This window comes from Streptococcus sp. HMSC072D03, assembly GCF_001812855.1.
GTDB classification, from domain to species: domain Bacteria; phylum Bacillota; class Bacilli; order Lactobacillales; family Streptococcaceae; genus Streptococcus; species Streptococcus salivarius_D.
Genome location: NZ_KV810696.1, coordinates 3,243 through 28,120 on the forward strand (window position 1 = coordinate 3,243; position 24,878 = coordinate 28,120).

The 24,878-nt window shown below is 40.9% G+C and carries 28 protein-coding genes and 1 CRISPR repeat array; of the genes, 23 read left to right on the forward strand and 5 right to left on the reverse strand.

The window, feature by feature from the left end; all coding sequences use genetic code 11:
- Window positions 1-425: direct repeats of the CRISPR family, unit length 29 nt; unit sequence AGCTGTGTTGTTTCGAATGGTTCCAAAAC.
- A gap of 82 nt (window positions 426-507) precedes the next feature.
- Window positions 508-747 (forward strand): hypothetical protein, encoded by a 240-nt coding sequence (locus HMPREF2877_RS09165; RefSeq protein WP_037602882.1) that lies wholly within the window; start codon window positions 508-510, stop codon window positions 745-747.
- 37 nt (window positions 748-784) lie between these two features.
- Here HMPREF2877_RS09165 and HMPREF2877_RS09170 read toward each other — a convergent pair whose 3' ends face one another.
- Together HMPREF2877_RS09170 and HMPREF2877_RS09175 are read right to left on the reverse strand one after the other, a co-directional pair.
- A complete protein-coding gene (locus tag HMPREF2877_RS09170; RefSeq protein ID WP_070579718.1) occupies window positions 785-1,675 on the reverse strand; it encodes a DMT family transporter in 891 nt (296 codons plus the stop codon).
- A gap of 114 nt (window positions 1,676-1,789) precedes the next feature.
- The gene (locus tag HMPREF2877_RS09175) at window positions 1,790-2,155 is read right to left on the reverse strand and encodes a histidine kinase (protein ID WP_070579721.1); all 366 of its coding nucleotides are present in this window, start codon (window positions 2,153-2,155) and stop codon (window positions 1,790-1,792) included.
- A gap of 246 nt (window positions 2,156-2,401) precedes the next feature.
- Between HMPREF2877_RS09175 and HMPREF2877_RS09180 the strand changes: the two genes are divergently transcribed.
- From HMPREF2877_RS09180 to HMPREF2877_RS09210, 7 genes are all read left to right on the forward strand, one after another.
- Window positions 2,402-2,767 carry an OsmC family protein gene (locus HMPREF2877_RS09180; protein ID WP_070579723.1) on the forward strand — a complete coding sequence of 122 codons (366 nt, stop codon included), beginning with the start codon at window positions 2,402-2,404 and terminating at the stop codon, window positions 2,765-2,767.
- Between the two features lie 93 nt (window positions 2,768-2,860).
- Entirely contained in the window at window positions 2,861-3,244 is a 384-nt protein-coding gene (locus HMPREF2877_RS09185) for a PaaI family thioesterase (RefSeq protein WP_070579726.1), read from the forward strand.
- 13 nt (window positions 3,245-3,257) lie between these two features.
- Complete coding sequence (locus HMPREF2877_RS09190; protein ID WP_070437733.1) at window positions 3,258-4,232, forward strand: GyrI-like domain-containing protein; 975 nt, start codon at window positions 3,258-3,260, stop codon at window positions 4,230-4,232.
- The gene (locus HMPREF2877_RS09195; protein WP_070579729.1) at window positions 4,233-4,964 is read left to right on the forward strand and encodes a pseudouridine synthase; all 732 of its coding nucleotides are present in this window, start codon (window positions 4,233-4,235) and stop codon (window positions 4,962-4,964) included.
- Between the two features lie 81 nt (window positions 4,965-5,045).
- Entirely contained in the window at window positions 5,046-5,174 is a 129-nt protein-coding gene (locus HMPREF2877_RS09200) for a DUF4044 domain-containing protein (RefSeq protein WP_002884629.1), read from the forward strand.
- A gap of 94 nt (window positions 5,175-5,268) precedes the next feature.
- The gene (gene obgE / locus HMPREF2877_RS09205; protein WP_002884694.1) at window positions 5,269-6,582 is read left to right on the forward strand and encodes a GTPase ObgE; all 1,314 of its coding nucleotides are present in this window, start codon (window positions 5,269-5,271) and stop codon (window positions 6,580-6,582) included.
- Window positions 6,583-6,761: 179 nt separating this feature from the next.
- The gene (locus HMPREF2877_RS09210) at window positions 6,762-6,959 is read left to right on the forward strand and encodes a hypothetical protein (protein ID WP_002884415.1); all 198 of its coding nucleotides are present in this window, start codon (window positions 6,762-6,764) and stop codon (window positions 6,957-6,959) included.
- A 73-nt stretch (window positions 6,960-7,032) separates the two neighbouring features.
- Here HMPREF2877_RS09210 and HMPREF2877_RS09215 read toward each other — a convergent pair whose 3' ends face one another.
- Together HMPREF2877_RS09215 and HMPREF2877_RS09220 are read right to left on the reverse strand one after the other, a co-directional pair.
- On the reverse strand, window positions 7,033-7,773 hold the full coding sequence (locus tag HMPREF2877_RS09215) for an amino acid ABC transporter ATP-binding protein (protein ID WP_002884797.1): 741 nt from the start codon (window positions 7,771-7,773) through the stop codon (window positions 7,033-7,035).
- Complete coding sequence (locus HMPREF2877_RS09220) at window positions 7,773-9,971, reverse strand: ABC transporter substrate-binding protein/permease (protein ID WP_045768497.1); 2,199 nt, start codon at window positions 9,969-9,971, stop codon at window positions 7,773-7,775. The genes HMPREF2877_RS09215 and HMPREF2877_RS09220 overlap by 1 nt, the downstream gene beginning before the upstream one ends.
- A 198-nt stretch (window positions 9,972-10,169) precedes the next feature.
- Here HMPREF2877_RS09220 and HMPREF2877_RS09225 point away from each other — a divergent pair, with 198 nt between their 5' ends.
- From HMPREF2877_RS09225 to rpsU, 10 genes are all read left to right on the forward strand, one after another.
- Window positions 10,170-11,105: a CPBP family intramembrane glutamic endopeptidase gene (locus HMPREF2877_RS09225; RefSeq protein ID WP_045768498.1), complete on the forward strand. Its 936-nt coding sequence runs from the start codon at window positions 10,170-10,172 to the stop codon at window positions 11,103-11,105.
- Window positions 11,106-11,175: 70 nt separating this feature from the next.
- The gene (locus HMPREF2877_RS09230) at window positions 11,176-11,796 is read left to right on the forward strand and encodes a hypothetical protein (protein ID WP_045768499.1); all 621 of its coding nucleotides are present in this window, start codon (window positions 11,176-11,178) and stop codon (window positions 11,794-11,796) included.
- On the forward strand, window positions 11,786-13,777 hold the full coding sequence (gene uvrB / locus HMPREF2877_RS09235; protein WP_002886801.1) for an excinuclease ABC subunit UvrB: 1,992 nt from the start codon (window positions 11,786-11,788) through the stop codon (window positions 13,775-13,777). Before HMPREF2877_RS09230 ends, uvrB begins: the two co-directional genes overlap by 11 nt.
- Before the next feature lie 33 nt (window positions 13,778-13,810).
- Window positions 13,811-14,038 (forward strand): hypothetical protein, encoded by a 228-nt coding sequence (locus HMPREF2877_RS11090; RefSeq protein ID WP_002886802.1) that lies wholly within the window; start codon window positions 13,811-13,813, stop codon window positions 14,036-14,038.
- 42 nt (window positions 14,039-14,080) lie between these two features.
- Window positions 14,081-14,545 carry an 8-oxo-dGTP diphosphatase gene (locus tag HMPREF2877_RS09245; protein ID WP_002886803.1) on the forward strand — a complete coding sequence of 155 codons (465 nt, stop codon included), beginning with the start codon at window positions 14,081-14,083 and terminating at the stop codon, window positions 14,543-14,545.
- Window positions 14,546-14,760: 215 nt separating this feature from the next.
- The gene (locus HMPREF2877_RS09250) at window positions 14,761-15,573 is read left to right on the forward strand and encodes a transporter substrate-binding domain-containing protein (protein ID WP_070579737.1); all 813 of its coding nucleotides are present in this window, start codon (window positions 14,761-14,763) and stop codon (window positions 15,571-15,573) included.
- An 11-nt stretch (window positions 15,574-15,584) separates the two neighbouring features.
- Complete coding sequence (locus HMPREF2877_RS09255; protein ID WP_002884336.1) at window positions 15,585-16,382, forward strand: transporter substrate-binding domain-containing protein; 798 nt, start codon at window positions 15,585-15,587, stop codon at window positions 16,380-16,382.
- Between the two features lie 244 nt (window positions 16,383-16,626).
- Window positions 16,627-17,736: an aminotransferase gene (locus tag HMPREF2877_RS09260; protein WP_002886805.1), complete on the forward strand. Its 1,110-nt coding sequence runs from the start codon at window positions 16,627-16,629 to the stop codon at window positions 17,734-17,736.
- A gap of 61 nt (window positions 17,737-17,797) precedes the next feature.
- Window positions 17,798-18,592, forward strand: a complete 795-nt coding sequence (locus HMPREF2877_RS09265; RefSeq protein WP_002886806.1) for an ABC transporter substrate-binding protein — start codon at window positions 17,798-17,800, stop codon at window positions 18,590-18,592.
- Between the two features lie 192 nt (window positions 18,593-18,784).
- Window positions 18,785-18,961 (forward strand): 30S ribosomal protein S21, encoded by a 177-nt coding sequence (rpsU, locus tag HMPREF2877_RS09270; RefSeq protein ID WP_002884573.1) that lies wholly within the window; start codon window positions 18,785-18,787, stop codon window positions 18,959-18,961.
- Window positions 18,962-19,109: 148 nt separating this feature from the next.
- Here rpsU and mscL read toward each other — a convergent pair whose 3' ends face one another.
- Window positions 19,110-19,487, reverse strand: coding sequence for a large conductance mechanosensitive channel protein MscL (mscL, locus tag HMPREF2877_RS09275; protein ID WP_045768500.1), 378 nt, complete (start codon window positions 19,485-19,487; stop codon window positions 19,110-19,112).
- Between the two features lie 162 nt (window positions 19,488-19,649).
- On the opposite strand from mscL, the gene dnaG reads away from it, so the two are divergent.
- The 5 genes from dnaG to rfbD all read left to right on the forward strand — a co-directional run bounded on the left by dnaG (window position 19,650) and on the right by rfbD (window position 24,813).
- Window positions 19,650-21,461: a DNA primase gene (dnaG, locus tag HMPREF2877_RS09280; protein WP_002886808.1), complete on the forward strand. Its 1,812-nt coding sequence runs from the start codon at window positions 19,650-19,652 to the stop codon at window positions 21,459-21,461.
- A 3-nt stretch (window positions 21,462-21,464) separates the two neighbouring features.
- Entirely contained in the window at window positions 21,465-22,574 is a 1,110-nt protein-coding gene (gene rpoD, locus HMPREF2877_RS09285; RefSeq protein WP_014632795.1) for an RNA polymerase sigma factor RpoD, read from the forward strand.
- A gap of 53 nt (window positions 22,575-22,627) precedes the next feature.
- Window positions 22,628-22,963, forward strand: a complete 336-nt coding sequence (locus tag HMPREF2877_RS09290) for a metal-sulfur cluster assembly factor (RefSeq protein WP_002886809.1) — start codon at window positions 22,628-22,630, stop codon at window positions 22,961-22,963.
- A 10-nt stretch (window positions 22,964-22,973) separates the two neighbouring features.
- Complete coding sequence (locus HMPREF2877_RS09295) at window positions 22,974-23,900, forward strand: glycosyltransferase family 2 protein (protein ID WP_045768501.1); 927 nt, start codon at window positions 22,974-22,976, stop codon at window positions 23,898-23,900.
- Window positions 23,901-23,961: 61 nt separating this feature from the next.
- Window positions 23,962-24,813, forward strand: a complete 852-nt coding sequence (gene rfbD / locus HMPREF2877_RS09300) for a dTDP-4-dehydrorhamnose reductase (protein WP_045768502.1) — start codon at window positions 23,962-23,964, stop codon at window positions 24,811-24,813.
- Window positions 24,814-24,878: the final 65 nt, after the last annotated feature.

Consider the following 24,878-nt stretch of genomic DNA (forward strand, 5'->3'; position numbering starts at 1 on the left):
AGCTGTGTTGTTTCGAATGGTTCCAAAACAATGAGAATCTAACACTGTGTGATAATGTAGTTTTAGAGCTGTGTTGTTTCGAATGGTTCCAAAACAATCTTCATGTATGACAAATCATTTATTGAGTTTTAGAGCTGTGTTGTTTAGAATGGTTCCAAAACCATGACAGACTTTGTAGCACGAAATCACACGTTTTAGAGCTGTGTTGTTTCGAATGGTTCCAAAACAATCTTCATGTATGACAAATCATTTATTGAGTTTTAGAGCTGTGTTGTTTCGAATGGTTCCAAAACCATGACAGACTTTGTAGCACGAAATCACACGTTTTAGAGCTGTGTTGTTTCGAATGGTTCCAAAACTGAACTAATTAAGACGATTGGAGAACACAAGTTTTAGAGCTGCCTTGTTTCGAATGGTTTCACTCTCTCTTTGTAATAATTTTTGGTTGACTTATCCTCAAACACATCCTATCATAGAGGAGTCTAGTATTGAAATGGGGGAAGAGACATGTTATACGAATATCCAGCGATTTTTCACACGATTGAGGAAGGTTATCAAATTAGTTTTCCTGACTTTGGTCGTAGCATTAGGGCAGATTCTTTGCCTCTTGCCATGACGAAAGCATCTGTGTTTTTATCACATATTATAAAGGGCTATGGAGATAAGGATTTACCTGTGCCGACTGCGGTAAGTAGTATTCCTAATGAGGAAGAACTCGTCGTTTTGATTCAAACAGAGCTTGATTAAGACTAAAAAACTCTCGGAAGATTAATTCCCGAGAGTTTTAGGTTTTATTGGCCACATAGACGCCCAGGACGACTAAAATGCCTGCAAAAATTTGTAGCTGCGAGAAGGGTTCTCCTAAGACGACAACAGCAGCTAGAATTGAGATAATGGTCGAAATCCCAATAAAGGATGCTGTTCGGTTAACTCCGATATTTGCGATGGCAAAATTTGATAGCAGATAGCCCAGAACACTGCATCCCAAGCCTTGATAAAGGATAGTGATAGTGAATTTTGGATTGCTCACAGGGAGAAGCAAGAGCTCTTTCAAATCGCCTGCTAGAAAGCCTTGGCTGAGTGCAAAGAGTCCAAATGTCAGGCAACCACTGGCAAGCATAAAATAGGTAATCTCAAGGCTACTAAATTGACTGGCTCTTTCGACATCAACGCAATACAGGGCGTAGGAGACGACTGCTAGACCTAGAATCAAATAGCCCACAAGGGAGAAGTGGGTAGAACCGCCAGCAGCAAAGACAGCTATGATGATACCGATGAGGGTTGTGATGACACCGACCACCTGCCAACGGCTAGGCCATTCTTTTAAAATAAGGCTAGACATGATAAGGGCAACGACTGGGATGCAGGCCAGAAAGGCTCCACTTTCAGAAGCCGTCGTCATACGAATGCCAATGGTTTCACAGATAAAATAGATTATCGGATTGAGGATGGCAATACGTGTCAGGGGTTTAAGATTTCTACCGTTCATGTTTATCCGACGTCGACTGATGAGAAAATAGAGGTTAATAAAAAGGAAGGCTGTGACAAAGCGCCAAGAGATCAAAGCCAGGTCACTGACCTGTGCTGTGATAGATTTGGTAAAGATAAAACTGAGCCCAAAGAGAATCTCACAAGTCGCTGCAGCCAAACATCCCAAGATGATTTTATTTTTCATTGTCTCACCTCCTGAATTTGGATTTCCACGCCTATTATAGCACTTTCAGGAAGCGTTTACATCAATCTAAACCTAAAAAATAGACTAGCAGATTAGCTAGCCTATCTTATCTTATTAGTTACCAATTGAGACAGTTCCGTCTGAACCAACTTTGACATTTGTACCGTCTTGGCTATTAACTTCTACTGAGCCATCTTGACCAACTGTTGCGCTGTTACCTTCGCTATCGTTGGCTTCGACAGTATTATTACCGTTTGTTTTTGCTGAGTTACCGTTTCCATCGCTGACCTCAGTTGATCCGTCTTTGTTGACTTTTACTGAAGCACTTGAATCAGTTGAAGAAGATTCTTTGGTCACCTTACTTGATGATGGTGCTGAAGATGACGAGTCAGTTTTGTCTTTAGAGTTGCCACATGCTGCTAAGGTCAACAAGGCAAGAACTGAGACAGAGGCTAAAGTTAATTTAGAAAATGTTTTCATAATAGTCTCCCTTTTTTCTTAGTAAATTCATTTTAAATGAAAAAACGAAATTTTAAAAGCGCTTCCAGTTGTTTTTACCCAACTGTAATCCCTCGGTAATATCCGTGTTGTACAAGGTTAATCTATTGGAAAATAAGAGCTAAAAGACCTTACGCTTTTTCTTCTTTTGATAGATATTTCAAAGCGTTCAGCTCGGTCCTTAAGGCTCTCTTTGTTATAATAATAAAAAAAGATTGAGGTGACATGATGTATCAAACAACAATTAAAGGTGACAAACGTTTCCATTCGCTTTCAGAGGGTTACGGAGCACCTGTGGAACTTTTTGGCTATACGGAAGATGGGGAAACACCGATGAGTTTGGTGAATATTGCCTTGGCTTCCTGTGTGACCATGTGTCTACAGAGTTATTTTGCCAAATATCAGGGAATCGAGGAGCTTGCTATTCAGGTTTATTCCAACTATGAAGAAGACCATTTTACCCTTGCCATTCATTTACCTGAGGATCTGATTTTGGAAAATGAGCAAGAACTCTTGGCTTTTGTGGATAATTTTTGCCGAGTGAAGAAGCTTTTTCGTGAAGATATTCAGGTTGATATTAGCTTAGCCAAATAAGCTTACTATCCTTTATGAACTTCGTGTTATACTAGTAGATAAAGACGTGTCATTTCACTAGGTATGGAATGAGCAACAATAGGAGGGCTTGCTATGCAAGACAAACTACATGAAATCCGTGTATTTGAGAATTTTCAAGAAGAACTATTTGAAACGGGACATGTCATCGTGACAACTAAGGTTGTTGAGAAGTCCCTGAATTATTTTGGTAATGCTCATGGGGGTTATTTGTTTACGCTTTGTGACCAGGTCGCAGGACTCGTGTCCATTTCAACAGGTGACTATGCGGTGACGCTTCAGTCTAATATCAATTATCTTAAGGCAGGGCATTTGTCTGACCAACTCAAGATTGAGGGATTGTGTGTTCATAATGGCAAGACGACCAAGGTGGTGGAAGTTGTCATTACTAATCAGGAAGAGAAAATCCTTACAAGGGCTACATTTACCATGTATGTGACAGGCTCGGTCGAGGAATAGAAAAGGAGCGTTTATGTCAGATTTTCAAACCATGGATGACTTTGCGGTCTTCGTTAATGACTACCTGACACCAGACCAATTGAGCGTTCAAGCCTATTCTTATGCGTCAGACCAGCAGGAGCTCTCTCTTCTTGTGACCATTGATGATTATGAGATGATGTGTCGTTGGCATGCCGTCTGGACTTTTTCAGGGTTACACCAGGCCTTCTTTCAGTCTGTAATGGACTTGGATAACAGCTTTTCTATTGATAGTGATAGCTTGGCTATGAAAGTGCGTTTAAGGGATCAAGAGCTCTTGTTTCAAGCAAAGGGGCTTGAAATGGTGGTTGTCGATTTGCCTGAGCCTCTTTTTCGTTTAGCTGATGTGTCTTTTAACGAAGGGGGAAAGCACTTTACCTACCTTTGTGAAGATCAAAGTGTCACAGCAGAAGATTGGGTCTTGGTTCCTATAGGTTCAGGTAATGCTGAAAAAGAAGCATTTGTAGAAAAGATTTCCTATGTCCTAGCGGATGAGGTTCCAGTCGAACTGATAAAACTGAAAAAGGTGATTCAAAAGCTGGATTTAGTAACTGTTCGTTATGATGTGAAGGTTGTTCGAAAGGGATTTTTGAGTTTTTCAGGGATGGCTTTTGAAGGCGAGGAACTAGGTAAGCCAACAGACTTCCTTTGGGTACCCTTTTTGGCAGAGCAAGATGATTTGGCTGTTCCTACCTATGGTATTCGGATCAATGACGGCAGTCGTAAGACTTATGTAACGGCCTTGGCTGGTGAGGATGATAGTATGGAAATGATTGCTCTTGCACCAGCTACTTATGCGGTTTTTAAACTTAGAGGGCCTGCAACAGCAGCTGTTTGGGAGAGTTTTCATTATGCTAAGAAACATTTTGAAATGATTGATCAGCCAACTGTAGAGGTTTATCCGCCAGGGAATCGTCAGGCTGAAGATTATGAGATGGAAGTTTGGATTCCAATAAAGGAGGAAGTATAGATGCGTCTGGATAAGTTTTTGGTTGATTGTGGTGTTGGTAGTCGCAGTCAAGTCAAGACCTTTCTCAAAAAGAAGCAAGTGACCGTAAATGGTCAGGTGGAGACATCACCTAAGACTCAGATTGATGAGAATCAAGACAAGATTGCTTTTCAAGGTCAAGCATTAACACACGAGACCTTTGTTTACTATCTTTTAAATAAGCCTCAGGGTGTCATTTCAGCGACGGAGGATGCTCGTCACAAGACAGTGCTTGATTTACTGGATGATACAGCTAGACATAAGCAGGTCTTTCCTGTTGGACGTTTGGATATTGATACTCACGGTCTCCTGCTTTTGACCAATAATGGCGATTTAGCTCACGCTATGCTGTCTCCAAAGAAACATGTTGATAAGATTTATCAGGCTAAGGTGGATGGAATCATGGAGCAGGAGGATATTCTGGCTTTTGAAAAAGGGATTGAACTCAAAGATCACACTTGCCAACCAGCTAAACTAGAAATTGTATCCGTAGATAGGGCTGTTGGGACTAGCCTAGTTCAGATTACCATTGCTGAAGGGAAATTTCATCAGGTTAAGCGTATGGTAGCTGCTTGTGGTAAGGAAGTGACAGAGTTACAACGCCTAAGTATGGGGCCTTTAAGCCTGCCCAATGATTTAGAACTTGGTGCTTGGCGACGTTTGACCGAGGAGGAGTTGGAAGCTTTAACGGTTTTTGGAATTCCTTTGGCTTAAGCTAGTCTAAGAGTTGCGAAATAGGCAGATTTTTGTTACTATTATTGTGAAATAATAGAAGAAAAAACGAGGTAAATTCAAGTGGCATTTGGAGATAACGGACCACGTAAGAAATCATTTTTTGAACGTCTAACAGTATTGGTCGTTTTGATTATGCTATTAGTAACAGTTGGGGCATTGATTTTCCAAGCAGTCGCAGCTGTCCTTTAAGACGCTATCAAGCGTTTTTTTGTGTATGTCGGAAATTCTTTCGTTTGTGATTGAATTTGTACATGGCATACAAATCAGAAAGAGAGAAATATAGATGAGTATGTTTTTAGATACAGCCAAGATTAGTGTCAAAGCTGGTCGTGGTGGTGACGGGATGGTTGCCTTCCGTCGTGAGAAATATGTACCCAATGGCGGTCCTTGGGGCGGTGACGGTGGTAAGGGTGGCTCAGTCATTTTCAAGGTTGACGAAGGCTTACGTACCCTTATGGATTTCCGTTATAATCGTAAATTCAAGGCTAAGAATGGCGAAAAAGGGATGACCAAGGGAATGCACGGTCGAGGTGCTGAAGACCTCATCGTTAGCATCCCACCTGGTACGACAGTTCGTGATGCTGAGACCGGTAAGGTCATTACTGATATGGTTGAGGATGGCCAAGAGTTTGTCATTGCTCACGGTGGACGTGGTGGACGTGGAAATATCCGTTTTGCGACACCTCGTAACCCTGCTCCGGAAATCGCTGAAAATGGTGAACCAGGTGAAGAGCGTGAACTTCAATTGGAATTGAAGATTTTGGCTGATGTTGGTTTGGTTGGTTTCCCATCCGTTGGTAAATCAACGATTCTCAGTGTGGTAACAGCAGCAAAACCAAAGATTGGTGCCTATCACTTTACGACAATTGTTCCTAACTTAGGTATGGTTCGTACGAAGTCAGGTGAGAGCTTTGCCATGGCTGACCTTCCAGGATTGATTGAGGGGGCTAGCCAGGGTGTTGGTTTGGGAACACAGTTCCTTCGCCATATTGAGCGTACACGTGTTATCCTTCATGTGATTGATATGTCAGCGAGTGAAGGGCGTGATCCTTACGAGGATTATCTTCAAATTAACAAAGAGTTGGAAACTTACAACCTTCGCTTGATGGAACGTCCACAAATTATTGTGGCTAATAAGATGGACATGCCTGGGGCTGAGGAAAACTTGAAAGAGTTTAAGGAAAAATTGGCTGCTAACTATGATGAATTTGATGAGTTGCCACAAATTTTCCCAATTTCAAGTTTGGCTCACCAAGGTTTGGAAAATCTCTTGGAAGCTACTGCAGAGTTACTTGATGAGACTGATGAATTCTTGCTTTATAGCGAAGACGATATGGAACAAGAAGAAGTGTACTACGGCTTTAACGAGGATGAACGTCCATTTGAAATTAGCCGTGATGACGATGCCTCATGGGTACTTTCTGGTGAGAAACTTGAAAAACTCTTTGTCATGACTAACATGGAACGTGACGAATCTATCATGAAATTTGCACGTCAATTGCGTGGTATGGGAGTTGATGAAGCGCTTCGTGAACGTGGTGCTAAGGATGGCGACATCGTTCGTATCGGTAACTTCGAGTTTGAGTTTGTTGATTGACGTTGAAAGACTCTCTAAGTGCTGAAGCACAAGATAGTCTACGGCAGCCGCTATGGCGGACTGCCTATCAACCTCACTAACTACGTAAAGTCGGTATACTCGACCGACTTGTGTGGCGTGGCTAAGTGTGATATAAATATCTGCTGAATACAATAAATTATTGAAATAAGAGGTTTACAATGGGAGATAAACCGATATCCTTCAGGGATAAAGATGGAAATTTTGTTTCTGCGGCCGATGTTTGGAATCCAAAGAAACTTGAAGAACTCTTTACGCGCTTAAATCCTAACCGAAAACTCCGTCTTGAGCGTGAGCGCTTGGCAAGGGAAGAAGCAGCAAAACACCCTGAACTAAATGAAGAAACAGAGCAAGTCTAGCACTTGCTCTGTTTTTCTTATCCAAAATGGTAATCAAAAACAGCTACTCTAGCAAGAGTAACTGTTTTGATAATTAGGCGTTTAGAACCTTGTCCAAGAATTCTTTCAAACGTGGGTGTTGTGGGTTATCGAAGATTTGATCTGGAGTACCATCTTCGAGGAACTCACCGTCCGCAGTAAAGATTACTCGGTTGGCAACTTGACGGGCAAATCCCATTTCGTGAGTAACGATAATCATGGTCATACCTTGTTCTGCCAATTCTTTCATAACGTTAAGAACGTCTCCGACCATCTCAGGGTCAAGGGCAGAAGTCGGTTCGTCAAAGAGCATGATATCAGGATTCATTGCCAAACCACGTGCAATTGCCACACGTTGTTTTTGTCCACCTGACAGGCTATCTGGCATTGCATCTGCCTTGTCAGCAAGTCCAACACGATCAAGAAGATCCATAGCTAATTTATCAGCTTCTTCCTTATTCATACGTCCGAGTTCAACAGGTGCAAATGTCACGTTTTCAAGGACTGTCATGTGTGGGAAGAGGTTGAAATGTTGGAAGACCATCCCAATATTTTCACGGGCTTTGTCAAGGTCTGTCTTAGGATCTGATAATTCATAGCCATCAACGACTACTTTACCAGATGTCACTGTCTCAAGTAGGTTAAGCGTACGAAGGAAGGTTGATTTACCTGAACCTGAAGGACCGATGATACATACAACGTCACCTTCGTAGAATTTGGCGTCAATGCCTTTAAGGACTTCATTGTCGCCGTATGATTTGTGCAAGTCCTGCACATCGATTTTCAATTCAGCCATTATTTAAGTCTCTTTTCTAGTCGTTTAGCCAATTTCGTCAAGCATGTGATGATGACCAAGTAAAGGATGGCCAAGATCGCATACATACGGAATGATTGGTAGTTACGAGCAATGATGATTTTACCAGTTTGGAAGAGTTCAACCAAACCGATAGCTGATACGATAGTCGTATCTTTCAATGAGATAACAAATTGGTTGATGAAGTTTGGCAACATCAAGCGAACTGCTTGTGGCAAGATAACCTTACGCATTGTTGTATTGTAAGGGACACCCAAGCTTCGGCTAGCTTCCATCTGACCAATAGGAACAGCTTCGATACCACCACGTACAATTTCGGCAATGTAAGCACCACCGTTAAGTGAGAGGGCAATTGTCGCTGCCACAAAGTCATTGATTGGTGATTGGTGACCAGTGATATTTTCAATCAAGTTAGGAATACCCCAGTAGATGAAGGCTGCAACAATCATCAATGGGATACCACGAACCACGTCAACAAAGACTTGCGAAATCACGCGGAGTGTCTTGTTTGGTGCAACTGCCATCATACCGAAGATAACACCGATAATCATGGCAATAGCAAATGAAAGAAGGGTCAATCCAAGGGTAATTCCAAGACCTTGGAGAAGTTGTTTGTAGTTGTTTTTAATCAATCCTACGATGGTTGTTTCATCGGTAGCTTTTTTTGAGCTTCCTTCTTTTGATTTGTTGCTATCGAGGTATTTATTGATAATCTTATCGTAAGTACCATCTTTAACGATAGCAGCCAAACCATTGTTGAACATCTCAATCAACTCAGGGTTAGTGCCTTTTTTAACAGCAAATCCGACTTCACCAGTGGCAATACCTTCAATTGGTGTTGTAAAGTTACGCCCTTGTTGGATAGCGTATAGAAGAACGGCTTCATCATCCATAAGAGCATCGATTGAACCAGAGTTCAAGCTGTCATACATAGTAGAAGCTTCATCGTAAGCACGAACAGTAAAGCCATACTCACCAGCATGGTCTTCCAACCATGAGTAAGATGACGTACCATTTTTAGCTCCTACAGTCTTACCTTTAAGATCCTTGTAAGATTTAACCTTACTTCCTTTAGCTACAGCCAAACGAATGTTTGATGTGTAGTAAGGATCAGAAAAGTCAAAGATTTGTTTACGAGCATCAGTGATGGTCATACCAGCCAATACGGCATCAGCTTGGCTAGATTGTACAGCATTAAGTGATGCATCGAAACCAGGGTTAGTCAATTTGACATTGAAGCCTTGGTTTTTAGCAATAGCATTGATGATATCAACATCAATACCTACATATTTACCTGAACCATTTTGGTATTCGAATGGAGCAAAAGATGAGTCCATTGAGATAGTGTAGGTTTCCTTAGCAGGAGTGGCTTTTGCGTTAGCATCACCAGTCAATTTAAGATCTGCTGAAGGTTTTGAGGAAGAAGATTTTTCTGAGTCACCCAACCATTTGTTCATGATTTTGTCGTAGGTGCCGTCTTTCTTCATTTCCTTAAGAGCTTCGTTGAAGTCTTTGATAAGATTTTCGTGTTTTCCGCCTTTTTTAACAGCGAAAGCGAAGCTACCGATAGATTCAGGCTTAATGTTGATAGCGTAGTCTTTTCCTTGACCAATAGCGTATTTAACAACTGGTGTGTCGTCCATAGCTGCGTCAACAGAACCAGAATCCAAGCTGTTGTTCATCAAGTCGCTAGTGTCAAAAGTTTTAACTGTGAAACCATATTTGCTAGCGTTTTTATCAAGCCAAGTTTGAGCAGCGGTACCGTTTTTAACACCGACTGTTTTACCCTTCAATTGTTTGTAGTCGCTGACTTTGTCGCTGCTACGTGTATAGATAACAATTGAAGTGTCGTAATAAGTGTCTGAGAAAGTGAAGACCTTCTTACGTGCGTCGGTAACAGTCGTACCGGCCATTAGGGCGTCTGCTTGGCCTGATTGAACAGCGTTAACGGCTGCATCGAAACCAGGGAAGGTTTGGTTAACATCCCAATTTTTACGTTTGGCAACTTCGTTGATGATATCAACGTCGATACCTTTGTAGGTCTGATCAGAATCTTTGAATTCAAATGGGGCATAGGCTGTGTCTGAAACGACTGAAATTGTTTCAGCAGATACCTTAGCTCCGAAAACAAAGAAAACTGACATGGCACTCAAGAAGAGTGTCAGAAGTTTTTTCTTCATTATAAAAAGTCTCCTTTATAAAATACCTTCCTATTCTATCAAAAAAAGGTCTTGTTATCAAACTTCTTGGAGTTTGATGTTAGGAAATGTAACAAGATTCGTTAGCTATGAGAGCTATCTGAGAAGAAGTTGACAAGCTTGTGTCAATTAGTTACACTGTAATCGAATACATGTAAGATTTGTTACAGGAGCTAAAAAATGAAGAAACGTATGCTTGAGAAATATACCAGCCTATATGATAAAGTCCCAAGTTGGCTGATGATTATGCTGTCCTGTTTTATTGCCTTGGGTTATTTCCTTATAAGTGGATTTCTATCAGGGATTGTTGTGGGAATTCCAATGGCTATTGTTCTTTCGTTCTTAGTATTAAATGGCAACATTCAGTTCCAGGATATACATTCGATTTACTATAAAATATTTTCAACTTTGTATTTTCAGTTGGGAGCCTTTGCCTTTACTGCCTTAGCTATCTTTTTCTGGGTTAAAGTTGTTGAAAAACGTCCCATTCGTACACTTGGATTTTTCAAGGGTCATATTTGGTTGAACTTGCTTAAGGGTTGGGGACTTGGAACTTTGCTCTTGTTAGTTAGTTTCCTTGGGACTTATTTACTAGGCGGTTTAGAATTTGTAAAAGTAGACTTTTCTCAGAGAACCCTCTTATACATACTATCCCTAATACCTTTCTGGTTTATCCAAGGTGGAACCGAGGAACTGGTGACACGTGGTTGGTTACTTCAGACGGTGACTAATAAATTGAACCTTTCCTGGGGAATTGCTATTTCAAGTTCTTTCTTTTCAATATTACACCTAGGAAATCAAGGTGTTACCGCCTTGTCTCTAATCAGTATTGTTCTAGTAGGAGTTCTTTTGGCTCTTTACATGCTCAAGACAGATAATATCTGGGGTGTCGCTGCCCTTCACGGTGCTTGGAACTTTGCGCAAGGGAATATAGTTGGCGTGGCAGTTAGTGGGCAGAATGCAGGCGGTAGCTTATTGCACTTTCAGGCCAGGTCAGGCTTGCCTGATTGGTTATCAGGTGGAGCCTTTGGTCTAGAAGGGAATATCGTTACCTGTCTCGTTCTCTTGGTAGGGATTATTATCCTTCGTCTACAATTGAAAAAAGAAAACTTTTAAGGCTGAGTTCAAAGACTCGGTCTTTTTACTTCTGTGTTAAAATAGAAGAAAGTTTGGAAAAGGGGAAGAGATGAGAGTTAGACTTGAGCGAGGTATGATTTGTGTCCAAATTGTCTATGGACTTATATTTCTTGTCGCTTCCACCGGTCTATTCTGCTGGTTTCTTTTAGATGATTATCGTTTTGGGAACTTTGTAGATAACTGTGTTGCCTTCTTCATTTTACTAATATTTCTTCATGCTCTGACTAATTTAGTTTACGGTATTGTGAGACTTAAAGGTCATAAAAAAATTTTGGAAATTAACAATGATACCTTTATTTATTATGGAAGGTTATGTGGACGAGTAACCTTTGAGATTCCGCTGTCTGAAATTGACTTGGTTATGAAGGATTGGTCAACGCCAATGGATGATGCCAAACACTCGTCGACTATATACTATATTCTAAAACGTATCGATGATTTCGGAAATATAAGGTCTTGGGAAAGAAAGAGATATAGAGTTTTATACATTTTTTTCAATGATAGTAAAACGGCCTTGAAATATGATAAAAAACTTGGTTTTCAGACACGAAAAAAGCGAAAATACGTTGCTGAGACAAAAATGATTCACATTCCTATCGCAGAAGGAGAATTTTTCTCCGACCAAGAGATGAATGATTACATAAATGAAAGGAAAAAGAATGATAGATAGAAAAGAAGACAACCAATTCCATTTGGTTTCTAAATATGAACCTTCTGGGGATCAACCTCAGGCCATCGAAGCCTTGGTGGATAATATTGAAGGTGGTGAGAAGGCTCAAATTCTAAAGGGGGCGACAGGGACAGGTAAGACCTATACCATGAGTCAGGTCATCCAGCGCGTCAATAAACCAACCTTGGTTATCGCCCACAATAAAACTTTGGCAGGTCAGCTTTATGGAGAGTTCAAGGAGTTCTTCCCAGACAATGCTGTAGAATACTTCGTTTCCTACTACGATTTCTATCAGCCAGAGGCCTATGTACCGTCATCGGATACCTATATCGAAAAAGATAGCTCTGTAAATGATGAAATTGATAAGCTCCGTCACTCAGCGACATCGGCCCTCCTTGAGCGTAATGATGTTATCGTTGTGGCTTCCGTTTCTTGTATTTACGGTTTGGGTTCGCCCAAAGAATATGCAGATTCAGCGGTCAGCCTTCGTCCAGGCCAAGAGATTTCTCGAGACAAGTTGCTCAATGACCTAGTTGATATCCAGTTTGAGCGAAATGACATTGATTTCCAACGTGGGAAATTCCGTGTGCGTGGCGATGTGGTCGAAATTTTTCCTGCCAGCCGCGATGAACACGCCTTTCGTGTGGAATTTTTCGGTGATGAGATTGACCGCATCTGTGAGATTGAAAGTTTGACAGGACGCAATCTCGGCGAGGTTGAGCACCTTGTTCTTTTCCCGGCGACTCACTTTATGACCAATGAAGAGCATATGGAAGAAGCCATCAAGAATATTATGGAAGAAATGGAAGCTCAGGTTAAGCAATTTGAAGCTGAGGGTAAGCTCATCGAGGCTCAACGTATCCGCCAAAGGACAGAATACGATATTGAAATGCTTCGAGAGATGGGCTACACCAATGGTGTTGAAAACTACTCACGCCACATGGATGGACGTAAAGAAGGTGAGCCACCCTTCACCTTGCTTGATTTCTTCCCAGAAGATTTCCTTATCATGATTGATGAAAGTCACATGACCATGGGTCAGATTAAGGGAATGTATAACGGGGACCAGGCCCGTAAGAAGATGTTGGTTGATTACGGTTTCCGTTTGCCATCAGCGCTTGATAACCGTCCACTTCGACGTGAAGAATTTGAGAGTCATGTTCATCAGATTGTCTATGTGTCTGCCACTCCAGGGGACTATGAGATGGAGCAAACTGAGACTGTCGTTGAGCAAATCATCCGTCCGACAGGGCTTCTTGATCCAGAAGTCGAAGTGCGTCCAACTATGGGACAAATGGATGACCTCCTTGGTGAAATCAATGCCCGAACTGAAAAAGGCGAGCGTGTCTTCGTAACCACTTTGACTAAGAAGATGGCTGAAGACTTGACTGACTATCTCAAGGAAATGGGGGTCAAGGTCAAATACATGCACTCTGACATTAAGACTTTGGAACGTACTGAGATTATCCGTGACCTACGTTTGGGTGTCTTTGATGTTCTTATCGGGATTAATCTTCTCCGTGAAGGGATTGACGTTCCTGAAGTTAGTCTGGTTGCTATTTTGGATGCTGATAAGGAAGGCTTTCTTCGTAATGAACGTGGGCTTATCCAAACGATTGGACGTGCTGCCCGAAATAGCGAAGGGCACGTTATCATGTATGCGGATAAAATTACGGAGTCTATGCAAAAAGCCATGGATGAAACAGCTCGTCGTCGTGAAATCCAGATGGCCTATAATAAGGAACATGGCATTGTCCCACAAACGATTAAGAAAGAAATTCGTGATCTTATTTCGATTACCAAGGCTAATGAAGCAGAAGTCGCAGAGGATACTGTGGACTACAGTGCCATGAACAAGAAAGAACGCCAAGAAGCCATCAAGAAACTTCAAAAACAAATGCACGAAGCAGCAGAACTGCTTGACTTTGAATTGGCGGCCCAAATCCGTGATATGGTGCTAGAACTGAGGAGTATGGATTAGAAATACTGAGCCTTGGGTTAACACTTTAACAAGATGGGCCAGAGAAAAATTGCGGCTTTTATTGGTTTAAATTTTAACCTTATTGTATTTCTGTTGCATGCTATGGTAGGTATAAGTGATATGAATGAAGATAATCCGCAAATTATTTTTGAGCCCATGTGGACGATAAAAAGAGAACTTGTTTGGATACCAATGTTTGGTTATATATTGTTTATGGTTTTCTATGCTGCTCTTTATCTTTATTTACGACAAAATAATTGATTGTCATGGTATTATTTGACTACTTACTAGAAAGGACTATCTATGTCACGTTCACAAGCTACTATTCTGACCAACATGTGTCTTATCGAAGATGACCATGGAAATATTGTCATGCAAATTCGCGATCCCAAGCGTTATTCCTGGTCGGGGGCTGCCTTGCCTGGTGGTCATATTGAAGCACACGAGGGGCTAGTGGAGTCAGTTATTCGTGAGGTCAAGGAAGAAACTGGATTGACCATTAAAAATCCTAAATTGGTTGGTATGAAGCATTGGTACACGACAGATGACGAGCGTTATCTTGTTTTCCTCTATAGAACTTCAGACTTTGAAGGTGACATTCATTCGACAGAAGAGGGAGAAGTCCGTTGGGTTGCCAGGGAAGATGTGCCTAAGATGGAGCTGGCCTATGACATGCTCAACCTCTTGCGCGTGTTTGAAGAGGATCAACTCTCTGAACTTTTCTATCGTGAGCGTCTTGAAAATGACTTTATCCGAGAATTTTGGTAAGAATATGAACTATTTATTCAAATGAATGAATAGTTTTTTTGTCTTTAAAATCAGATAAAAGAGCTCTAAATAAGTAATTTTTAGATTTTGTAACGATGATAAAATTAATAAAAATGAAAATTTTAATCAATAAAAGTTCATTTTTTCGTTGACAAATGCATAATAATACATTATTATACTTACATAAGTTAATAAATATAGAAAAGAGATTGATTATGAAAACATGGAAAAAACTTTTGTTGAGATTTGCAGGAATCTTTGCTTTGACGACTTTAGCAGCTTGTTCTTCGTCGAAGGACACTTTGGAAAAGGTACAAGATAAAGGAACTTTGACAGTTGCTCTTAATCCTCACTTTGCTCCTTTTGAATTCAAGACAATCCAAAATGGTAAGGATACGATTGTTGGGGCAGATGTCGAAATTGCTAAGGCTATTGCAGATGAGCTTGGTGTAAAAGTCAAATTCTCTGAAATGTCTTTTGATAATGTCTTAGCCAATGTTCAATCTGGCAAGGCAGACATCGCCATTTCAGGAATTTCAGCCACTGAAGAACGTCAGAAAATCTTTGATTTCTCAGACACCTACTATGAGTCTGAAACGGTTCTTGTTGTCAAAAAAGATGCAACAGGAACTTACAAACAAACCGGCGATTTTGCTAAAAAATCTGTAGCCGTTCAAAAAGGTTCTATTCAAGAAAATATCGCCAAAGCCAACTTGTCAGATGCTAATGTGGTATCCTTGGCACAACCTGGTGAAGCTATCAACGAATTGAAATCTGGTCAAGTTGAAGGAGTAGTTCTTGAAAAAGCCATTGCACAAGGTTATGTAGATCAAAATAGTGATCTAGCTGTGTCAGACATTACGCTCAAGTCAGATTCAAAAGATGCCTATGCCGTCGCAATGCCTAAAGGAAGCGATAAGCTAAAAGCAAAGGTTAATAAGGTTATCGCTAAACTCAAAAAAGAAGGTAAGATTGACAGCTATGTTAAAGATGCCTATGCTCTCTCTCTTAAGAGTTCTACTAAATAAGGGGTTATTATATGAAGAAATTTTGGTTTATCCTTACAGCTCTAGTCGCTACCTGCTTTCTAGTTGCTTGTAGCGGAAGTCAGGGAGTAAGTCCCAAAACGATTAAGGAAAAGAAGAAAATTGTCGTGGCAACAGAATCTGAATTTGCGCCTTTTGAGTTCAAATCGTTGGTTAACGGCAAAGATACGCTGGTTGGAGCAGATATCGAGTTGGCCAAAGCTATCGGTGAAAAACTCGGTGTAAAAGTTGAATTTTCAGTAATGTCTTTTGATAATGTTCTTGCTAACGTGCAAAGTGGTAAAGCTGATATCGCCATTGCTGGTATTTCGGTGACAGACGAACGTAAGAAGGTTTATGATTTTTCAGACAGCTACTATACGTCAGAAAATGTAGTGATTGTCAAAAAAGACAAGGTAAATGACTACACAAGCACTGATAGTCTCGCTAAACAAACGGTCGGTACGCAAAAAGGGTCTGTCCAAGAAACCGTTGCTAAGAAACAAATTCCTAAGGCAAGTGTCGTATCACTAGCTTCAAATGGTGAAATGATTAACGAACTTAAATCAGGTCAGCTTCAAGCAGTTGTACTTGAGAAGGCCATTGCAGAAGGTTATATCGCTCAAAATGATGATTTAACCCTTGCCAACTTTAATCTCAAGTCAGATGGTACAGATGCTTATGCCGTCGCAACACGTAAGGGTTCAGATGACTTGCTTAAAGAAATCAATGCCGTCATCAAAGAGACTAAGGACTCTGGAAAATTTGACCAATGGTTGAAAGAAGCATCAACCTACAAACAAAGTAAGTAAATTTAAAACTCCCGAGCACCTGAAACGAGCATGTTTCAGGTGCTTTCATCAACAGTGAAAAGTCTCGTTTGGTCCTCGCTTTACTCACTTAGGGGGAGTCTCCAAAAATTCTTAAATCTAAAATGGGGCAATACCCCATTTTTTATTGAATTCTCTGCTAAAAACGGTTATTATCAAAGTAGGTAAGTCTGTTCAATAGACAAATGACATCGTATAGAGTGCTTAAGAAAAGCAAGGAGAAACTATGAAGCTACCACGTTTTGGTGTTGAAGAATGGCTTAATGTCCATGAAAAATCTGCCATATATGATATCGCAGGAGTTTCAATTAAGGCCCTCACAATGGAAGAATTATTTGACCTGTCAGGCCTTGATAAGGACGCCTTTTTTGCCCAACTGCTAAAGAAAAAGATGGATTACGGCTGGATTGAGGGGGCACCAGAGTTCAAAACTCAGGTGGTTAGTTTATACAAGAACATGCCGGTTGATAATATCCTCCAAACCAACGGGGCAACGGGAGCGACGATGCTAGCCCTTTACGCTCTTATTGAGCCTGAAGACCATGTCATCTCCATGTATCCAACTTATCAGCAGCTCTATGACATTCCTAAGTCACTAGGAGCAGATGTGGATCTCTGGGCGGTTGAAGAGGACAAGGGGTGGTTGCCTGATTTGGACCAACTCCGTCGTCTGATTCGTCCTAATACAAAGATGATCTGTATTAACAATGCCAACAATCCTACCGGTGCCCTTATGGACGCTGCTTACCTCGAGGAGCTAGTGGCTATCGCTAAAGAAGTAGACGCCTATATCTTCTCAGATGAGGTCTATCGCAGTTTTGACCAGCCTGCACCTTCTATTGTGGATTTGTATGAAAAGGGCATTGCCGTCAATAGTCTGTCAAAGACCTATTCCATTCCTGGTATTCGTGTGGGTTGGGTTGCTTCTAACACAGAGGTGGCGGATATTCTGCGTGACTACCGCGACTACACGATGATTTGTGCTGGTGTCTTTGATGATATGGTGGCTACCCTTGTCTTGGAAAATAAAGAAGCCATCCTAGAACGTAATCGTCAGATTGTAGAGGAAAATCTAGCTCTTATGGATGCGTGGATTGCCAAGGAACCTAAGGCGTCATGGATTAGACCTGCTAGTGTTTCCACCTCTTTCGTCAAATTAGATGTGAATCGTCCTATCGAAGATTTTGCTTTAGAGCTTCTTCAGGACTATGGTGTTCTTGTGGTTCCGGGTAACCGTTTTGACAAGGAGTCCCATGTTCGCATCGGTTATTGCTGTGACAAGGAAGTCCTTCAAAAGGGCTTAGAAAAATTGTCGCAATTTCTTAATAAATGTTGACAATACCACTAATTTCAAGTAAAATAAACGAGCAAAAATTATATTTATACAGGAGTTTCTTATGAAAAAACTTTTCCTTGGAGCCATGGCTCTCCTTGCTGCCGTTACCTTGGTAGCATGTGGGTCAAAAAAAGACGCTTACGAATCTATTAAAGAAAATAAAAAACTTGTCGTGGCTGTCAGTCCAGACTATGCACCATTTGAGTTCAAAACTTTGGTCGACGGTAAAGACCAAGTTGTCGGTTCAGACATCAAGTTGGCACAAGCTATCGCTGATGAACTTGGGGTTAAACTTGAAGTGACAACTATGAGCTTTGACAATGTCCTTTCTAGCCTTCAAGCTGGTAAGGCTGATATCGCTATCTCTGGTATCTCTGTAACAGATGAACGTAAGAAAACCTTCGATTTCTCAGATCCTTACTACGAAACACAAAATGCTATCATTGTTCGTAAAGATCAAGAATCTACCTACTCAAGCCTAGATGCTTTCAAGGGTAAAAAAGTAGCTGTTCAAAAAGGTACTATCGAAGAAGGACTTGCTAAGAAACAGTTAAAAGACTCAACAGTCGTATCACTTACAGCAATGGGTGAAGCTATTAACGAAGTTAAGTCTGGCCAAGTTGATGCTGTTGACCTTGAAAAACCAGTAGCAGAAGGTTACGTGGCACAAAATCCAGATTTGGCTTTGGCAAGTGTTGCCCTCAAAGTTGATGATGGTGATGCTAAAGCAGTCGCTATGGCTAAAGGTAATGACAAATTGAAAGAAGCAGTAAACAAGGTTATCAAGAAATTGAAAGACAATGGTACTTACGACGAGTACATCAAGGATGCTTCTAAATACACAGCAGTTGAATAAAAGAGAGCTAGAGGATGATTCCTCTAGTTTTTTGTATGGTAAAGCCCCTGATAATCTCCAATAAGACTTAGAAAATAGTGTTGACATCAAAATTACTCAAACTTAAAAGATATTTCTTGACAGAAAAAGATCAGTCTTGTATACTTGAATAGAACGTGTAAAATGTTACATTATCTTGAGGAGGTGAATTCAATGTCAAAAACAGTAGTACGTAAAAACGAATCACTTGACGACGCTCTTCGTCGTTTCAAACGTTCTGTGACTAAAGCTGGTACTCTTCAAGAGGCTCGTAAACGTGAACATTACGAAAAACCTTCTGTAAAACGTAAACGTAAATCAGAGGCAGCTCGCAAACGTAAAAAATTCTAATTAAGAATGAAATTAACAGAAAAAAGCTTGAGATTACTCAAGTTTTTTCTTTTTCCTCGAATAAATAAGTCTCTTGGTATAAAAAAATAAGACGTCTGATAGTTCAGGCGTCTTAAGTTTCATATGCTTTTAGGTGAACAAATAAAGATTATTTGTTTGCAAGAAGATCGCGGATTTCAGCAAGCAATTCTTCTTGTGATGGAGCTGCTGCTTCTTCAGTAGCTTCTTCTTTTTTATCGAGAGCTACAGCGTGGTTAGCAGCTTTAACAACGAAGAAGAGGGTAGTACCAACGATGATGAAGTTGATAATTGCACTCAAGAAGTTACCGTAAGCGATACCGTTCCATGACAATTTAGAGAGGTTTTCAACGTTAGCAGCTTTAACAACTGGGTTAAGGATAACTGGAGTGATAATATCACTTACAAGTGAAGTGATGATAGCGTTGAAGGCAGCTCCCATAACAACGGCTACAGCAAGATCAAGGACATTCCCCCTGAATAAAAAATCTTTAAGTTCTTTAATCATTTTGATAATGATTCCCTTCTTTTATTTATTTTTAATAGTTTATCCAATTTTGTAATTCTTGACAAGGGATTTGCTCATGAAAAATCAATTTTATTTTACTTTCATTTTTCATCGTGTTATAATTAGAAGTAATGCAATTATGGTAAGATAGGGGGCAGTTAGATGGTAATTGATAAAGCTTTAATAGAAGATATTAAGAGCAGTACCAATATCGTCGACGTGATTGGTGAAGTTGTCAGTCTTAATCGCGCAGGTCGAAATTACCTCGGTCTCTGCCCCTTCCATAAGGAGAAAACCCCCTCATTTAATGTTATCGAGGATAGGCAGTTTTATCATTGTTTTGGTTGTGGAAAGTCTGGGGATGTCTTTAAATTTTTAGAGGAATACCGTCAGATTTCTTTCCAAGAAAGTGTCAAGGTTCTGGCAGACCGCTTAGGTATTGCAGTTACGATAGATGCACCAAGACAGGCTCAGCAGCAGAATTCTCCTAATCAAGCCTTCTATGATCTTCATGAGGATGCGCTTAAGTTTTATCACGCAGTTCTGATGACGACTAAGATAGGAGAAGCAGCGCGTGCCTACCTCTATGAGCGTGGTATGACTGACGATTTACTTAAGACCTTCCAGATTGGTCTAGCCCCTGACGAACCAGATTATCTCTATCAGTCTGTATCAAAAAAATATGACGAAGAGGTGCTGACAGAATCAGGTCTTTTTAATCTTTCTGAAAGTAATCGCCTTTTCGATACTTTTAAAAATCGAATCATGTTTCCGCTTAAGAATGAGTTTGGAAAGACTATCGGTTTTTCAGGCCGTGTTTGGACCAAGGACGATATTGAAAAAGGACAAGCCAAGTACAAAAATACGAGGGCTACCCGCATTTTCAATAAGTCTTACGAACTCTACCACCTTGATCAGGCTAAGCCGGTGATTCAGAAGACCCATGAGGTCTATCTGATGGAGGGATTCATGGATGTCATTGCCGCTTATAGGGCTGGGCATGTTAATGCTGTGGCTTCTATGGGGACGGCGTTGACTCCTGAACATGTCAATCGTCTGCGTAAACTCACCAAGAAAATTGTTCTGACCTATGATGGTGATAAGGCTGGGCAAAATGCGATTGCCAAGTCTCTTGAGCTTTTATCGGATTTTCAAGTTGATATTGTTAAAATTCCAGACAATATGGACCCTGATGAATATCTACAGAAAACCTCCGAAGAGGCTTTGGGGAAACTTTTGGTCGAGTCCCGCATTTCAGATGTGGAATTTTGGATAGGACAGCTCAAGCCCGCTAATGTAGACAATCTTCAAGCAGAGATTGCCTATGTTGAGCAGATTGCTAAGATTATTGCCAAGTCACCTTCTGTGACAGCACAAAATTCCTACATTTCTAAGGTAGCTGACCTTTTGCCAGATTTTGATTTTTTCCAAGTCGAGCAAGCGGTCAATAACGAACGGTTGACCATGAGGAATCAGCAGACGGCTCAATTATCGGCTGCTAGTAATAGTGCTTATGAGTCTTCAGCGTCAGGATTCAGAGGAACGGTCAAACTACCTTCTACACCTAAGATTACAGGTCTTCGTCGAGCGGAAAATCAACTCTTCCATCGTATGCTTAATCATCCGATGATTTTAAATGACTATCGCATGAGAGAGGAGTTTTTCTTCCAAACACCTGAGTTAGAGGAGCTTTATCATATTCTGAAGCAGGATGGTCAGATTGATACCGTAGCTTTGTCTCTACTTTCACAAGAGGTGCAGACAGCCTATTATCAGGTTTTAGAGGAGATTTTACCACCTGAAACTAGTCTTGAAGAAGTTCAGGCTATCGAAGAGCGTAGAAATCATTTTTTGAGGGAACAGGACTTTCGTAAGCAAAGTAAACAAATAAGAGAATCAAGTAACCACGGTGATGTGGATGCAGCGGTGGAAGCCCTGCAGATGCTCATCGCCCAAAAACGAGATATGGAGTAACACATGGCAAAGAAAAAACAAAATACAGCATTTAACGTTCAAGTCGCTGATTTCATTCGTAACCACAAAAAAGCTGGTACAGCAATTGATGATGAAGTCACAGAAAAACTAGTTATCCCATTTGTTCTGGATGCTGATGGGATTGATGACCTTTTGGAACGTTTGACAGACGGTGGTATCTCTATCACTGATAAGGACGGAAATCCTTCATCTAAATATGTTGTTGAAGCCCCAAAACCAGAAGAGTTGACAGACGAGGAGCTTCTTGGTTCAAACTCAGCTAAGGTCAATGACCCTGTTCGTATGTACCTCAAAGAGATTGGGGTAGTGCCTCTCTTGAGTAACGAAGAAGAAAAAGAGTTGGCTATCGCTGTTGAAAATGGTGACTTGGAAGCTAAACAACGTTTGGCAGAAGCTAACCTTCGTTTGGTAGTGTCAATCGCAAAACGTTATGTGGGACGTGGTATGCAGTTCTTGGACTTGATTCAAGAAGGTAACATGGGGCTTATGAAAGCCGTTGATAAATTTGACTACTCTAAAGGGTTCAAATTCTCAACTTATGCGACATGGTGGATCCGTCAAGCAATTACTCGTGCCATCGCAGACCAAGCACGTACCATCCGTATCCCAGTTCACATGGTTGAAACTATTAATAAATTGGTGCGTGAGCAACGTAACCTCTTGCAAGAGTTGGGACAAGACCCAACACCTGAGCAAATCGCTGAACGTATGGAGATGACTCCAGATAAGGTTCGTGAAATCCTTAAGATTGCTCAAGAGCCAGTTTCTCTTGAAACACCTATCGGTGAAGAAGATGATAGCCATTTGGGTGACTTTATCGAGGATGAAGTTATTGAAAATCCAGTAGATTACACAACTCGTGTGGTTCTTCGTGAACAATTGGATGAAGTGCTTGATACCCTTACAGACCGTGAAGAGAATGTTCTTCGTCTCCGTTTCGGTCTTGACGATGGGAAGATGCGTACTTTGGAAGATGTTGGTAAAGTCTTCAACGTCACTCGCGAACGTATTCGTCAGATTGAAGCTAAAGCCCTTCGTAAATTGCGCCACCCAAGCCGTAGTAAACAACTTAAAGACTTTATTGAAGACTAAGATAGTAAATGGAAGGGGCCTGATTATTAGGCCCTGATTTTGGAGGGAAAGCTATGTCTGAAGTAAAATACACTGAAGCAGAAATTGAAAAAATCAAGGATCGTATCTTGGAAGCTTTAGAAATGGTTATTGACCCTGAGTTGGGGATTGATATTGTCAACCTTGGCCTTATTTACGATATCCGTTTCCAGCAAGATGGCTATACTGAAATCGATATGACCTTGACGACTATGGGATGCCCCTTGGCAGACCTTTTGACAGACCAAATTTATGATGCTATGAAAGAAGTGCCAGAAGTCACTAAGACTGAGGTTAAGTTGGTCTGGACACCAGCTTGGACTGTTGAAAAGATGAGTCGTTATGCCCGTATCGCCCTAGGTATTCGTTAGGAGAAATCTTATGAAAACACTGGCTATCGTTGTTCCTTGTTATAACGAGGAGGAGACTATTCATCCTTTTTTAGAGGCTTGTCAGGCAGTTGAGCGACAAATGGCCAATCAGTTGGCTTTCAACTATTACTTTGTCAATGACGGTTCAAAAGATCGCACCTTAGAAGTTCTGAGACAGGTTTCAAAACAATTTGAGAATGTTCATTATCTCTCTTTCTCGCGTAATTTTGGGAAGGAAGCAGGCTTACTGGCAGGACTTGAAGCAACCCAAGGTGACTACGTCACAGTTATGGATGCCGATCTTCAAGATCCACCTGAACTGCTCATCGAGATGTATGCCAAAATCCAAGAAGGTTACGACGTTGTGGGGACACGACGTGCAGACCGCAAGGGTGAGCCACCTATTCGTTCGCTTTTTGCAAAGGCATTCTATTGGCTGATTAATAAAGTTTCTGATACTGAAATGGTGGATGGGGCACGTGATTTCCGCTTGATGACTCGTCAAGTCGTTGATGCCATACTTGAGCTCAAGGAAGTCAATCGCTTTTCAAAAGGTCTCTTTTCTTGGGTCGGCTTTGACGTGGCCTATGTCTCTTATGAAAATCGTGAACGTGTGGCAGGAGAGACTTCATGGTCTTTCTGGAGCCTATTGAGTTACTCACTTGATGGCTTTATCAACTTCTCAGAAGTACCCTTGAAGCTTGCCACATGGGCGGGGACCTTCTCATTCTTGATTTCTTTGGTTGGGATTATTTTCGTCATCATCAGAAAGTTGACCATTGGTGGAAGCGTAGCTGGTTGGGCGAGCCTTGTCTCTATTATCCTCTTTATAGGGGGAATTCAGCTCTTAGCGCTTGGAATCATCGGTCACTACATTTCCAAGATTTTTTTAGAAACCAAGAAACGACCAGTGTATGTTATTAAAGAAAAGGGGTGAAATTTCACCCTTTTTTTGTTAAAATTAAAGTGCTATTAATGAAAATTACAAGGAGAAAAATATGATTCTAGTAACAGGTGCAAATGGCCAACTCGGAACTGAACTTCGTCACCTTCTTGATGAACGTAACGAAGAATATGTAGCAGTAGATGTGGCAGAAATGGACATCACAGATGCTGCCAAAGTAGATGAAGTTTTTGCGGAAGTAAAACCAACCTTGGTTTATCACTGTGCTGCTTACACAGCTGTTGATGCTGCTGAAGATGAAGGTAAAGAGCTTGACTATGCTATCAACGTGACAGGTACTAAAAATGTCGCTAAGGCTGCTGAAAAACATGGTGCAACGCTGGTTTATATTTCAACTGACTACGTTTTTGATGGTGAAAAACCAGTCGGTCAAGAGTGGGAAGTTGATGATAAACCAGATCCACAGACAGAGTATGGTCGTACAAAACGCATGGGTGAAGAGTTAGTCGAAAAACATGTGACTAACTACTACATTATCCGTACTGCTTGGGTATTCGGTAACTATGGTAAGAACTTTGTCTTCACTATGCAAAACCTTGCTAAGACTCACAAGACACTTACAGTTGTTAATGACCAACATGGTCGTCCAACCTGGACACGTACTTTGGCAGAATTTATGACTTATTTGGCTGAAAACCGTAAGGAATATGGTTACTATCACTTGTCAAATGATGCAGCAGAAGATACAACTTGGTATGACTTTGCGGTTGAAATCCTCAAAGATACTGATGTTGAAGTGAAACCTGTTGATTCAAGCCAATTTCCAGCTAAAGCTAAACGCCCACTTAACTCAACAATGAGTTTGGCTAAGGCTAAGGCTACAGGATTTGTCATCCCAACATGGCAAGATGCTTTGAAAGAGTTTTACAAACAAGAAGTGAAATAAGAACTAAAATATAGAAGATGGTTTCGTACCATCTCAGAATGAAGACAAACATCGTTTTTGATGTT